This window comes from Burkholderia sp. Ax-1720 (assembly GCF_011753035.1).
GTDB classification, from domain to species: Bacteria; Pseudomonadota; Gammaproteobacteria; order Burkholderiales; family Burkholderiaceae; genus Burkholderia; species Burkholderia gladioli.
This window is the reverse complement of the sequence record NZ_VWWK01000004.1, coordinates 40,285-52,564: the sequence shown is the minus strand read 5'-3', so window position 1 is coordinate 52,564 and position 12,280 is coordinate 40,285. Positions and strand designations below refer to the sequence as shown.

Here is a 12,280-nt window from a genome sequence, read left to right as displayed (position 1 = left end):
ACCACGCAACCGATTCAGCGCACGCGAATTCCCGCCATGATGATGTCCACCAATTGGCGCGCCGATTTCTCCCAGCCCGGCTCGCTCGACACGGTGCCCACGCCGGCGATGGCGCGCAGCACGTCGATCGGCGCCAGCCCGAGGCGGATCTCGCCGCTCGCCGTGGCGCGGTCGACGAGATCCTGCAGCGCCCCGAGGATGCAGGTGGCCGAATCCGCGTAAAGCGCGCCGACGCCGCCCGTCACCGAGTTCAGCACCTCGGCCATGCCGTGCTTGGTCGCCATGTAGTCGACGAACAGCAGCAGCCACTGGCGCAGCGCCTCGGCCGGCGCGTGCGTGTCGGCCAGCCGCGTGGCGGCCTCGGCCATCTGCGTCGTCTCGTTGCGATAGAGGCCCGAGATCAAGGCGTCGCGCGTCGGGAAGTGGCGGTACAGCGTGCCGATCCCGACCCCGGCTGTGCGGGCGATCTCGTCGAGGCTCGCGCTCGAGCCCTTGGCCGCGAACACGGTCTTGGCCGCCTCGATCAGCCGCTGGCGATTGCGTTCGCCGTCGGCGCGCGGCTTGCGGGCCGGCACGCCGTTTTCCTTGTCCTGGGTCACCCTCGAAAATTCCCGTTGATAAGCGGAGATATCCTCCGTATATTTATGCGGAGGATCGATCCGCTTATTTTACGCGACGCGGGTGCCGGCGCCGGCACCTGGGCGTCGACACGATCAGGAGCTCTGCAGATGTCCCAAGTATTCGGAGAATTCAGCACCACCGACGACGTGCTGGCCGGCGTCGACCTGCGCGGCAAGCGCGCCCTCGTAACCGGCGTGTCGGCCGGGCTGGGCGTGGAAACCGCGCGTGCGCTGGTCGCGCACGGCGCGCAGGTGGTGGGCGCCGCGCGCGACCTGGCCAAGGCGCGCTCGGCCACCGAGGTGGTGCGCGCGGCCGCGGCCGGCAACGGTGGCGGGTTCGAGCTGCTCGAACTCGACCTGGCCTCGCTGGCCAGCGTGCGTGCCGCGGCCGACGCGCTGCTCGCCGACGGCCGGCCGTTCGACCTGGTGATCGCCAACGCTGGCGTGATGGCCTCGCCCTTCGGGCATACCGCCGATGGTTTCGAGACCCAGTTCGGCACCAACCACCTCGGCCATTTCGTCTTCATCAACCGCATCGCGTCCTTGCTGGCGCCAGGCGCGCGCGTGGTCAACGTGGCCTCGTCGGGGCACCGCATGGCGCCGTTCTCGCTCGACGACCTCGGCTTCGAGCGCACGCCCTACGATCCCTGGGTGGCCTATGCGCGCTCGAAGACGGCCAATATCCTGTTCGCCGTCGAGTTCGATCGCCGCCACAAGGCGCGCGGCGTGCGCGCGGTGGCGATCCATCCGGGCGGCATCATGACCGAACTGGCGCGCCATCTGCCGGACGACGCGCTCGAGGGCATGCTCACCCAGATCAATGCCGACCTGGCCGCGCAAGGCCAGCCCCCGTTCCGCTTCAAGACCGTGCCGCAAGGCGCGGCCACCTCGGTCTGGGCCGGCGTGGTGGCCCCGGCCGACGAGGTGGGCGGGCGCTACGCCGAGAACTGCGGCTTGTCGAGCGTGACCGATGCCGAGCTGAATCCGGCGGCGCCCGGCGTGCGCGCTTACGCGCTCGACCCGGAGCTCGCCAAGGCGCTTTGGGAGAAGAGCGAGCAGATGGTGGGCGAGCGCTTCTGAGCGGAATGGGCGGTGCGATTCGGTAAATATACGGGCGTAGACAAAATCAGCGTCTTGCTCTTATAGTCTGCGCCTGCAGATAGTGGTCGCACCGCCCTTGATGCCAGCGATCAGGACTCCGATGCGCCGGCCGAGCCAGTGTCGCGGATGACGATCGAGATGCTGGCCGGCAAGCGGCATGCGATCCCGTTCGGCGATCGCGGGCCGGGGCTCGCCGGCCGTGATGGCGTTTTTCCTGGCATCGGAGGTGCCGCAATGAAACTCTTGCTGACGGGGGCGACCGGCTTTGCCGGCGGCCAGGTGCTGCGCCAGGCCCTCGACGATCCGACCATCGAGTCGGTCACCGTCTTGACGCGGCGCGCGCTCGACCTCGAGCACCCGAAGCTCAGGCAGGTGCTGCGCGACGATTTCCTCGATTATTCCGATCTCGACCTGGCCGGTTTCGGCGCCTGCGTCTGGTGCCTGGGCGTGTCGCAATCACAGGTGCGCGAGGATGCCTATGTGCGCATCACGCACGACTACGCGCTGGCCGCGGCGCGCGCGCTGTTCGCCGCGAATCCGGCACTGCGCTTCTGTTTCCTGAGCGGGCGCGGCGCCGATCCGGAAGAACGGCAGCGCGCGCTGTACCGGCGCATCAAGGGACGCACCGAACGTTCGCTGGGCGCCCTGGCCGGGAAGGTCTACGTGTTTCGTCCTGCCTATATCCGGCCGACCGCGATCAGCGGGCCGCGCCAGGACATCGGGCGCTGGCTCGCGCCGATCGGCACCGTCATCTCGTGGTTCGGGCCCGGGCTCAGCGTCGATTGCGAGCAGCTCGCCGCTTGCCTGCTCGACGTCGCCAAGTATGGCGCGCGCGAGACGCTGTTCGAGAATCTGGCGATCCGCGACTGGAGTACGTCGCAAGCAAACGAAGCCCGGCCCGGTGCAGCCGGCGGCGGGCGCACCTGAACCGCCTGACCGGATCATCGCGATCGACATCCGGCGCCGCCGTCCTGGCCGGCGCCGCCATCATTGCGCCGGACGTGCCCGGCGCTCGTCCCGCCTCTTGATTACCTTGCTTTCCCGCACCAATCGCGACGCTCCAGCAGCGATTCCGGAACCGCATTATGCTGGCGGGCGAACGCCGCGGAGCCGGCGGATCCATCCCATCTCCAGGAGCCCTCATGTCCGTTTCCCTGTATGACATCTCGATCCCCGTGCTGGTGCGCGGCCTGCGCACGCTGTCGAAGCTGCTCGACAAGGGCGAGGCCCATGCGCGCGAGCAGGGCCTCGATCCCGCGGCGCTGATCGGCACGCGCCTGTTCGAGGACATGCTGCCGCTGAGCAGCCAGGTGCAGCTCGCCAGCGACGCCGCCAAGGGCTGCGTGGCGCGCCTGGCCGGCATCGAGATTCCCTCGTTTCCGGACAACGAGCAGAGCTTCGCCGAACTGCAGGAGCGGATCGCCAAGACCATCGCCTTCGCCGAATCGGTCGACGTGGCGAAGTTCGAGGGCAGCGAGACGCGCACCGTGAGCCTGCCGCTGCGCAGCGGCCCGATCGAGTTCACGGGCCTGGGCTACGTGACCAACTTCGTGCTGCCGAACTTCTATTTCCACGTGACCACGGCCTACGACATCATGCGTCACAAGGGCGTGCCGCTCAGCAAGCTGCACTACCTGAACCTGCGCTGAGCTCGCCGGCGCGAGGGCGGCGCGGGCGCGGCATGTCCCGCCCGCGTCGCCCGAGGCGCAGCGTGAACGGCCGGACGCACCCCCTACATCTCGATCAGGAAGATCCATGCTGAATACCCGCAAGCTGGGCCGCCAGGGCCTCGAAGTCTCGATGATCGGCCTGGGCTGCATGGGCATGAGCCAGTCCTACGGCAAGCCCGACGACGCCGAATCGATCGCCACCCTGCATCGCGCGATCGAGCTGGGCTGCACCTTCCTCGACACCGCCGAGGTCTATGGGCCCTACAGCAACGAGGAACTGCTCGGCCGGGCGCTGCAGGGGCGGCGCGAGGCGGTGACGATCGCCACCAAGTTCGGCTTCCGGATCGGCGCCGACGGCCGCCCGGCCGGCACCGACAGCCGGCCCGAACATATCCGCGAGGTGGTCGAGGCCTCGCTCAAGCGGCTGCGCACCGACCGCATCGACCTGCTCTACCAGCATCGCGTCGATCCGGCCGTGCCGGTCGAGGAGATGGCCGGCGCGGTGGGCGAGCTGATCGCCGCCGGCAAGGTGCGCTATTTCGGCATGTCCGAGGCGGGCGAGGAGGCGATCCGACGCGCCCACGCGGTGCAGCCCGTCTCGGCGCTGCAAAGCGAATACTCGATCTGGGAGCGCAACCTGGAAGGCACGGTGCTGCCGGTGCTGCGCGAGCTCGGCATCGGCCTGGTGCCGTTCAGCCCGCTCGGCCGCGGTTTCCTGACGGGGCAGGTGAAGTCGCGCGCCGAGATCGGCGAGGGCGACTATCGCGCCACCAACGATCCGCGTTTCCAGGGCGGCAACTTCGACGCCAACCTGCGCATCGCCGAGGCCGTCCAGGCGATCGCGGCCGCGCGCGGCGTGAGCGCGGCCCAGGTGGCGCTGGCCTGGGTGCTGCGCGCCGGCGACGACGTCGTGCCGATTCCGGGCACCAAGCGCCGCCGCTATCTGGAAGACAATCTCGGCGCGGCGACGCTGGCGCTCGGCGACGAGGAGGTGGCGCGACTCGACGCGGTGCTGGCCGAGATCGGCGTGGCCGGCGAGCGTTACCTGCCGGCCGGGCTGGCGCTGGTCAATCGCTGAAGCCGAGCAGGTCGCGTGCCGCCTGCCGGCACGCGATCACGCCGAAAACGTGCCGGCCGGGCAGGTCACGGGGCCGGAACGAGCCGAAAGCGGGCCGAAAGCGGGCTCGAAGCAGAGCGGGAGCGCGACGCGCGCGAGACGCGAAAACTCGGCTCAAAAACGGACCGTGGTCCCGCAGGCGCCGCCGGCCCAGCCATTGGTGCCGGCGCCGCTGCAGAACACGCCGCAGCCGCCCAGGCCGAGCAGCAGCGCGGCGGCGGCCAGCCATCGCAGTCCTATCCTGACGGTGTGCATCCTGGTGATCCTTCCCTCGAAATCGAATGGAGAAACCGGCGCCCGGCAAGGGCCACCGGACGATCCGATCGAGCATAACGGTTTTCCTCGATACGCGATTTCGATAGTCGAGCATTTGCTCCAGAGGGCTGGCACTTGCCCAATCCCCTGTTAGAATCGCGAGGCCGCTTTGCCTTGAATTGCTCGAATGAGACTGCTTGATGCCCTGGTCGAACAACGTATCGCTGCCGCTGCCGCGCGCGGGGAGTTCGACGAAATCCCGGTCAACGATGCCCCGCCGGAGCTGGACGACGATTTGCGCGTCCCGGCCGAAGTGCGGATCGCCAACCGGATCCTGAAGACTGCGGGTTTCGTGCCGCCCGCGGTCGAGCAGTTGCGGGCCCTGTGCAACCTGCAGGACGAAATGCGCGCGGTCAGCGACCGTGCGACACGTTGCCGCTTGCAAGCCAAGATGCTCGCGCTCGACATGGCCCTCGAATCGCTGCGCGGCGGCCCGCTGGTCGTGCCGCGCGAATACTGCCGCCGCATTGCCGAACGCCTGTCCGAGCGCGTGCTCGACGATGGCGCCGGCGAAGCGGGAACCGCGTGAACCTGCCTGCCTCCGCCGATCTCCCCGATCCGTCCGATTTGCCCGACTCGTCCGACTCGTTCGACTCGTCTGTTTCCGACGCCGCGCGGCATCCCGATCCGGCCGCCGAGCGCGACCGGCGCTATATGCGCATGGCGCTGGCCGCGGCCGAAGAGGCGCGCGCGGCCGGCGAGGTGCCGGTCGGCGCCGTGATCGTGCGCGGCGACGAGGTGATCGCGCGCGGCTTCAATCATCCGATCGGCGGACACGATCCGTCCGCGCACGCCGAGATGGCGGCCCTGCGCGCGGCCGCCCAGGCGCTCGGCAACTATCGCCTGCCCGGCTGCGAACTGTATGTGACGCTCGAGCCCTGCCTGATGTGCTCCGGCGCGATCATGCATGCGCGGATCGCGCGCGTGGTCTATGGCGCGCCGGACCCGAAGACGGGCGCCTGCGGCGGCGTGGTCGATGCCTTCGCCAACCCGCAGCTGAACCACCACACCAGCGTGACGGGCGGCGTGCTCGCCGAGGAGTGCGGCGATGCGCTGCGCAGCTTCTTCGCCGAGCGCCGTCGCGCGGCCCGCGAAGCGCGGCGCGCGGCCAATGCCGCCGCGGCGCTTCCCGAACCTGGCGAGGCGGCTGGGCAGGGCGTCGCGCCGGATTCCGACGACCTGCCGCCCGCGAACTGAACCAGTCGCCGTGACGCGGTTCTAATCGGGCTGACCCCCATTACCGATACGCGACCGATGGCCCACTCCACACTCAAGCCGCGCAGCATCCGCCTGCTCGGCCCTTCCGGCTACCCGCACGATCCCGACGCGATCCGCCGCGCGCTCGAGCGCTTCGGCGCGCAGGGGCACCAGGTGCAGAACGTCGAGGCGACCGAGCGCCGCCACCTGCGCTTCGCCGGCAGCGACGCCGAGCGCGCGGCCGACCTGAACCGCCTGGCCGATCCCTCGCAGCCTCTGCCCGACATCGGCCTGGCGGTGCGCGGCGGTTACGGCGCGGCGCGAATCCTGCCGCATCTCGACTACCGCGGGCTCGAACGCCTGCGCGACCAGCCGATCGCGCTGTGCGGCCACAGCGACTTCACCGCGATCCAGCTCGCGCTGCTCGCCAGGTCGGGCGTCAAGAGCTTCGGCGGGCCGATGCTGTCGGCCGACTTCGGCGCCGAGACGCCGAGCGAATTCACCATGACGCAGTTCTGGTCGACGCTCTCCCAGCGCACGACCACGATCGTCTCCGAGGTGCCGCAGCAGCAGGGCGCGAACGTCTCGGGCACGCTCTGGGGCGGCAACCTGGCGATCCTGGCCTCGCTGGCCGGCACGCCCTACATGCCGCGCATCGAGGGCGGCATCCTGTTCATCGAGGACGTCAACGAACAGCCGTTCCGCATCGAGCGGATGATCTACACCCTGCATTTCGCCGGGCTGCTGGCCGGCCAGCAGGCGCTGGTGCTCGGCCAGTTCACCGGCGCGCGCGCCTTCGACTACGACAACGGCTACGACATGCAGGCCGTGATCGAGCAGGTGCGCGAGGTGGTGGGCATTCCGGTGATCACGGGGCTGCAGTTCGGCCACGTGCCCGACATGGTGAGCCTGCCGGTGGGCGGCCAGGCACAACTGGTCGCCAACGAACACGGCTTCCGTCTGACCGTCTCCGACTATCCGACCCTGGCCGGATAGGGCGGCGTCGCCGGATTCGATCGGCACGAGGCGGGAAACCGCCTTTTTTTGCGTCCTGATATGCAACTAACGGTCGAATAATTTGGCTGCTGCCAAATTTGTCGTGCCCAATTCAGGCGCATTATTGTTGACAAAAAATTAGGGCAGTCGAGACTGAAAGTCTTGATCGATCTGGCGCTATCCCTCACCAGTGCGCGATTTGGTGCCATGTGCACCGAAAGCAAGCACGTCGATGAACGAGAATTGTGCAAAATCGGCGGGATGGATTGTTGACAATATTTATGTCCGCCCTAGGATGCTGAACATAACGAGATGGCAAACATGACGAAGAAGGAAAGCGTGGCGTCGACGACGACGCCGGAAGCGATCGCTGAACGGATCCGCACGGCGATCCTCGAGCATCGGCTCGCGCCGGGCGCGAAGCTGACCGAGGCGCAGCTCTGCGAGGTGTTCGGCGTCAAGCGCGGGCCGATCCGGCAGGCGCTGGCGCTGCTCGCCACCGACCGGCTGGTCGACCTGGAGCCGAACCGCGGCGCCTTCGTGGCCAGCCCGACGCTGCAGGACGTGCACGAGGTGTTCGAGCTGCGGCGGATCATCGAGCTGGCGGTGATGGAGCGGTTGGCGACGGGACCGGGCGCGAAGCGCCTGAAGGGCGTCGCCGCGATGATCGAGCGCGAGCGCGACGCCTTCGAGCGGCGCGATTTCGCCGCCTGGATCCGGCTCTCGGGCGAGTTCCACGTGGCGCTCGCCGGGCTGACCGGCAACACCACGCTGTGCGACTGCCTGAACGGGCTGGTGGCGCGCTCGACGCTGATGTCGGCGCTGTATGAATCGCACGGTCGCAATGCCTGCTCGTTCGACGACCACGTCGAGATCGTCGCCGCGCTCGAGGCCGGCGACGCGGCGAAGGCGGCGCGGCTGATGGCGCATCACCTGCAGCACGTGGAATTGAGAATGCTCGACCGGCCCGCGCAGGGCACGGTGGATTTGCGCGACGTGTTCGGCGGCGCGGGCTGAGCCCCGCGCGCCGCGCCCGCGCCGATGGACTGACGGAATGCTGACGGCAGCCTCCCCCTGGCTGCCGCACGCGGGCGTGGCCTGACCTCGATGTCCGGCCGCGATTTCAATGACGATCGCGCGGCTCGACCGCGGCAGGCAAGGAGATGTCATGGCTCAGTTCACCATCGCGCCAGGAAGCAGCCCGTATCACGAGGACGGAACCGACGGCGGCGAGCCCGCCGTGCCGGCCGGCTACAGCGAACGTCTCTACAACGAGGATCTCGCGCCGCTCGCGCAGCAGGGCTGGGGCGCCTACAACATCTTCGCGTTCTGGATGTCGGACGTGCACTCGGTGGGCGGCTACGTGTTCGCCGGCAGCCTGTTCGCGCTGGGCCTGACGAGCTGGCAGGTGCTGGTGTCGCTGATCGTGGGCATCGGCATCGTCAACGCGCTCTGCAACCTGATCGCAAAACCCAGCCAGCAGCTCGGCGTGCCGTATCCGGTGGCCTGTCGCGCCACCTTCGGCGTGCTCGGCGCGAACGTGCCGGCGGTAATCCGCGGCCTGATCGCGGTGGCCTGGTACGGCATCCAGACCTACCTGGCCTCCAGCGCGCTGGTGATCGTGGTGCTCAAGTTCGTGCCGCAGTGGATGCCCTACGCGGACGTCCATCATTACGGCTTCCTCGGCCTCTCGGCGCTCGGCTGGGCCGGTTTCATGCTGCTCTGGGTGCTGCAGGCGCTGGTGTTCTGGAACGGCATGGAGACCATCAAGAAGTTCATCGACTTCGCGGGGCCGGCCGTCTACGTGGTGATGTTCGTGCTGGCCGGCTACATGGTCTGGCGCGCGGGCTGGCGCAACATCGGCCTGAACCTCGGCGGCGTGCGCTACCACGGCGCCGAGGCGCTGCCGGTGATGATCACGGCGATCGCGCTGGTGGTGTCCTACTTCTCCGGGCCGATGCTGAACTTCGGCGACTTCTCCCGCTACTGCGGCAGCTACCGCGCCGTCAAGCGCGGCAACTTCTGGGGGCTGCCGGTCAACTTCCTGGCCTTCTCGCTGGTGACCGTGATCACCACCGCCGCCACGCTGCCGGTGTTCGGAGAACTGATCACCGACCCGGTGGCCACGGTGGGCCGCATCGATCATCCGACCGCGGTGATCCTCGGCGCGCTGACCTTCACGATCGCCACCATCGGCATCAACATCGTCGCGAACTTCGTGTCGCCGGCCTTCGACTTCTCGAACGTGGCGCCGCGCCTGATCAGCTGGCGCGCCGGCGGCATGCTCGCTGCCGTCGCCTCGATCTTCATCACGCCCTGGAACCTGTTCAACAACCCGGCGGTGATCCACTACACGCTCGACATCCTCGGCAGTTTCATCGGGCCGCTTTATGGCGTGCTGATCGTCGACTTCTACCTGGTCAAGCGCGGCGCGCTCAAGCGCGACGATCTCTACACGCTGGCGGAGACGGGGGCCTACTGGTATCGCGGCGGCGTGAACCGGCGCGCGGTGTACTCGCTGCTGCCGGCCGCGGCGATCGCGATCGCCTGCGTGATGGTGCCGGCGCTCTCGGGGCTGGCGAATTTCTCGTGGTTCGTCGGCGCGCTGCTGGCCGGCCTGACCTACCGCATCGTGGCGAAATGAGCGCCGGCCCGCGCCGGCCGCAGGCGCGGGCAAGCAGGACCAGCACTACGAGCACGACAAGCAGGACCAGCAATCAGGAGACGACATGAAGATCAAGCTCATCAACCCGAACACCACGCAGCGCATGACCGAGGCGATGGGGCGCTGCGCGCGCGAGGTGGCCAACGCGGGCACGGCCGTGGTGGCGGTCAGCCCGACCATGGGGCCGCCCTCGATCGAGAGCCATTACGACGACGCGCTCGCGGTGCCGGGGCTGCTGGCCGAGATCGCGGCCGGCGAACGCGATGGCTTCGACGGCTACGTGATCGCCTGCTTCGGCGATCCGGGCCTGTACGCGGCGCGCGAGATCGCGCGCGGGCCGGTGATCGGCATCGCCGAGGCCGCGATGCACGCGGCCAGCGTGCTGGCGCCGGGCTTCTCGGTGGTGACCACGCTCTCGCGCACGCGCGGCCTGGCCTGGCACCTGGCCGAGCGCTACGGCATGCAGCGTTTCTGTCGCAACGTGCGCGCCACCGACGTGGCCGTGCTCGAACTCGACCGGCCCGGCTCCTCGGCGCGCCGCCTGATCGTCGAGGAATGCCGCCGCGCGCTCGACGAGGACGGCGCCGAGGCGATCGTGCTCGGCTGCGCCGGCATGGCGGAGTTCGCGCATGAAGTGGAGCAGGCGATCGGCGCCCCGGTGGTGGAGGGCGTGACGGCCGCGCTCAAGTGGGTCGAGGCGCTGGTCGCGCTGCGGCTGGCCACGGCCAAGCGCGGCGAGTACGCGCGCCCGCTCGAGAAGCGCTACGACGGCGAATTCGCGCGTTTCGGCCCCGATGAGGAGGGCCTGCCGGCCGGGGTTCCAGGCGCGGCCGGCAGTGCCGCGAGCGGCCAGGCGGCCGCCCCGCGCGGCGCGGCCGCCACCACGGCCTAGCGCATGCGGCGGGCGCACATACACCGGACGTGACCCGCACTATCCGTTTGGCTGTATGGGCGCTCCCAGGCCTTTTCGCTACACTGGCCCAACCCTCGCATCGGCGCGCCGCGCCGCCTGATCCGCCGCTGATTCATCGCCTGATCCGCCGCCGATTTGCTGCCGGTTCGCCGATGCGAGCACCCTCAAACCCGGGTCTTCATTCGCATCCAACCATGTCACATGATTCCCACTATCCGCGCGACCTGATCGGCTATGGCCGGCACCCGGTGCAGGCCAACTGGCCGGGCCGCGCGCGCGTCGCCGTGCAATTCGTGCTCAATTACGAGGAAGGCGGCGAGAACTGCGTGCTGCACGGCGATGCCGGCTCCGAGCAGTTCCTCTCCGAGATCGTCGGCGCGGCTTCCTACCCGGCGCGCCACATGAGCATGGAGTCGATCTACGAATACGGCTCGCGCGCCGGCGTCTGGCGCATCCTGCGCGAGTTCGAGAGGCGCGGCCTGCCGCTCACGGTGTTCGGCGTGGGCATGGCGATCGAGCGGCACCCGGAGCTGGGGCGCGCCTTCGTCGAACTCGGCCACGAGATTGCCTGCCACGGCTGGCGCTGGATCCACTACCAGGACATGTCGCCCGAGCGCGAGGCCGAGCACATGCGGCTCGGCATGGAGGCGATCGAGCGCGTCACGGGCGTGCGCCCGCTGGGCTGGTACACCGGGCGCGACAGCCCGAACACGCATCGCCTGGTGGCCGAATACGGCGGTTTCCTGTACGACTCCGATCACTACGGCGACGACCTGCCGTTCTGGATGGAGGTGCCCGTCACGGGCGGGGCGAGCCGGCCGCAACTGATCGTGCCGTACACGCTCGACACCAACGACATGCGCTTCGCGACGCCGCAGGGCTTCAACACCGCCGATCACTTCTTCCATTACCTGCGCGACGCCTTCGACGTGCTCTACGAAGAGGGCGACGAGGCACCGAAGATGATGTCGATCGGCATGCATTGCCGGCTGCTCGGGCGGCCGGGGCGGTTCCGAGCGCTGCAGCGCTTCCTCGATCACATCGAGCAGCACGACCGCGTCTGGGTCACGCGCCGCGTCGATATCGCGCGCCACTGGCGCGAACATCATCCGTATTCCACCACCAACCGAGGCGACGAGGCGGCATGAAGGCGATGCAATACACCTTGGCAGAACTGAACGAAATGGCGGAGGACGCGTTCGTCGCCGCCTTGTCGGGAATCTTCGAACATTCGCCCTGGGTGGCCGAGGCGGCGGCGGCGGGGCGCCCCTATGCCAGCATCGCGGCGCTGCACGCGGCGATGTCGGGCGTGGTCGACGCGGCCGGCGGCGAGCGCCAGCTCGCGCTGGTCAATGCCCACCCGGAGCTGGCCGGCAAGGCGGCGGTACGCGGCGAGCTGACGGCCGAGTCGACGCGCGAGCAGAGCGGCGCGGGTCTCGACCAGTGCAGCCAGGCCGAGTTCGACAAGCTGCAGTCGCTCAATCGCGCCTATCGCGAGAAATTCGGTTTCCCCTTCATCCTGGCCGTGCGCGGCTACGACCGTCACGGCATCATCGCGAACTTCGAATCGCGCGTGGCGAACACGCGCGAGCAGGAGCTGCGCGCGAGCCTCGACCAGATCGCCCGGATCGCGCGGTTCCGGCTCGACGACCTGATCGACGCCTGAGTTTCGACCCGCGGCGCACG

At 68.9% G+C, this 12,280-nt stretch carries 14 protein-coding genes; 12 read left to right on the top strand and 2 right to left on the bottom strand.

The genetic code is table 11. The annotated features are described in order from the left end of the window. Positions 1-14: 14 nt before the first annotated feature. Entirely contained in the window at positions 15-599 is a 585-nt protein-coding gene (locus tag F3J18_RS02340; RefSeq protein ID WP_166911129.1) for a TetR/AcrR family transcriptional regulator, read from the bottom strand. Between the two features lie 129 nt (positions 600-728). Between F3J18_RS02340 and F3J18_RS02335 the strand changes: the two genes are divergently transcribed. From F3J18_RS02335 to F3J18_RS02320, 4 genes are all read left to right on the top strand, one after another. Next, positions 729-1,700, top strand: coding sequence for an SDR family NAD(P)-dependent oxidoreductase (locus F3J18_RS02335; protein WP_166911127.1), 972 nt, complete (start codon positions 729-731; stop codon positions 1,698-1,700). Between the two features lie 255 nt (positions 1,701-1,955). Continuing rightward, a complete protein-coding gene (locus tag F3J18_RS02330) occupies positions 1,956-2,648 on the top strand; it encodes an epimerase (protein WP_166911125.1) in 693 nt (230 codons plus the stop codon). A 215-nt stretch (positions 2,649-2,863) separates the two neighbouring features. After that, positions 2,864-3,370 (top strand): DUF1993 domain-containing protein, encoded by a 507-nt coding sequence (locus F3J18_RS02325; RefSeq protein WP_025096705.1) that lies wholly within the window; start codon positions 2,864-2,866, stop codon positions 3,368-3,370. Between the two features lie 106 nt (positions 3,371-3,476). Further along, positions 3,477-4,469 carry an aldo/keto reductase gene (locus F3J18_RS02320; RefSeq protein WP_166911119.1) on the top strand — a complete coding sequence of 331 codons (993 nt, stop codon included), beginning with the start codon at positions 3,477-3,479 and terminating at the stop codon, positions 4,467-4,469. A 153-nt stretch (positions 4,470-4,622) separates the two neighbouring features. Here the strand turns inward: F3J18_RS02320 and F3J18_RS02315 are convergent, their stop codons facing one another. Continuing rightward, positions 4,623-4,763 carry a hypothetical protein gene (locus F3J18_RS02315; protein ID WP_164465581.1) on the bottom strand — a complete coding sequence of 47 codons (141 nt, stop codon included), beginning with the start codon at positions 4,761-4,763 and terminating at the stop codon, positions 4,623-4,625. 187 nt (positions 4,764-4,950) lie between these two features. On the opposite strand from F3J18_RS02315, the gene F3J18_RS02310 reads away from it, so the two are divergent. The 8 genes from F3J18_RS02310 (at position 4,951) to uraD (ending at position 12,260) form a co-directional block, all read left to right on the top strand. Next, positions 4,951-5,352 (top strand): DnaJ family domain-containing protein, encoded by a 402-nt coding sequence (locus F3J18_RS02310; protein WP_025096707.1) that lies wholly within the window; start codon positions 4,951-4,953, stop codon positions 5,350-5,352. A 2-nt stretch (positions 5,353-5,354) separates the two neighbouring features. Then, entirely contained in the window at positions 5,355-6,020 is a 666-nt protein-coding gene (tadA, locus tag F3J18_RS02305; protein ID WP_205195267.1) for a tRNA adenosine(34) deaminase TadA, read from the top strand. A 57-nt stretch (positions 6,021-6,077) separates the two neighbouring features. After that, positions 6,078-7,016: a muramoyltetrapeptide carboxypeptidase gene (gene ldcA / locus F3J18_RS02300; RefSeq protein ID WP_025096709.1), complete on the top strand. Its 939-nt coding sequence runs from the start codon at positions 6,078-6,080 to the stop codon at positions 7,014-7,016. Between the two features lie 321 nt (positions 7,017-7,337). After that, the gene (locus F3J18_RS02295) at positions 7,338-8,033 is read left to right on the top strand and encodes a GntR family transcriptional regulator (protein WP_013698391.1); all 696 of its coding nucleotides are present in this window, start codon (positions 7,338-7,340) and stop codon (positions 8,031-8,033) included. 151 nt (positions 8,034-8,184) lie between these two features. After that, the gene (locus tag F3J18_RS02290; protein ID WP_043277866.1) at positions 8,185-9,660 is read left to right on the top strand and encodes an NCS1 family nucleobase:cation symporter-1; all 1,476 of its coding nucleotides are present in this window, start codon (positions 8,185-8,187) and stop codon (positions 9,658-9,660) included. 85 nt (positions 9,661-9,745) lie between these two features. Beyond that, a complete protein-coding gene (locus tag F3J18_RS02285; RefSeq protein WP_166911115.1) occupies positions 9,746-10,573 on the top strand; it encodes an aspartate/glutamate racemase family protein in 828 nt (275 codons plus the stop codon). Between the two features lie 215 nt (positions 10,574-10,788). Then, complete coding sequence (puuE, locus tag F3J18_RS02280) at positions 10,789-11,742, top strand: allantoinase PuuE (RefSeq protein ID WP_025096712.1); 954 nt, start codon at positions 10,789-10,791, stop codon at positions 11,740-11,742. Beyond that, on the top strand, positions 11,739-12,260 hold the full coding sequence (gene uraD, locus F3J18_RS02275) for a 2-oxo-4-hydroxy-4-carboxy-5-ureidoimidazoline decarboxylase (protein ID WP_036040080.1): 522 nt from the start codon (positions 11,739-11,741) through the stop codon (positions 12,258-12,260). The genes puuE and uraD overlap by 4 nt, the downstream gene beginning before the upstream one ends. Positions 12,261-12,280 lie beyond the last annotated feature (20 nt).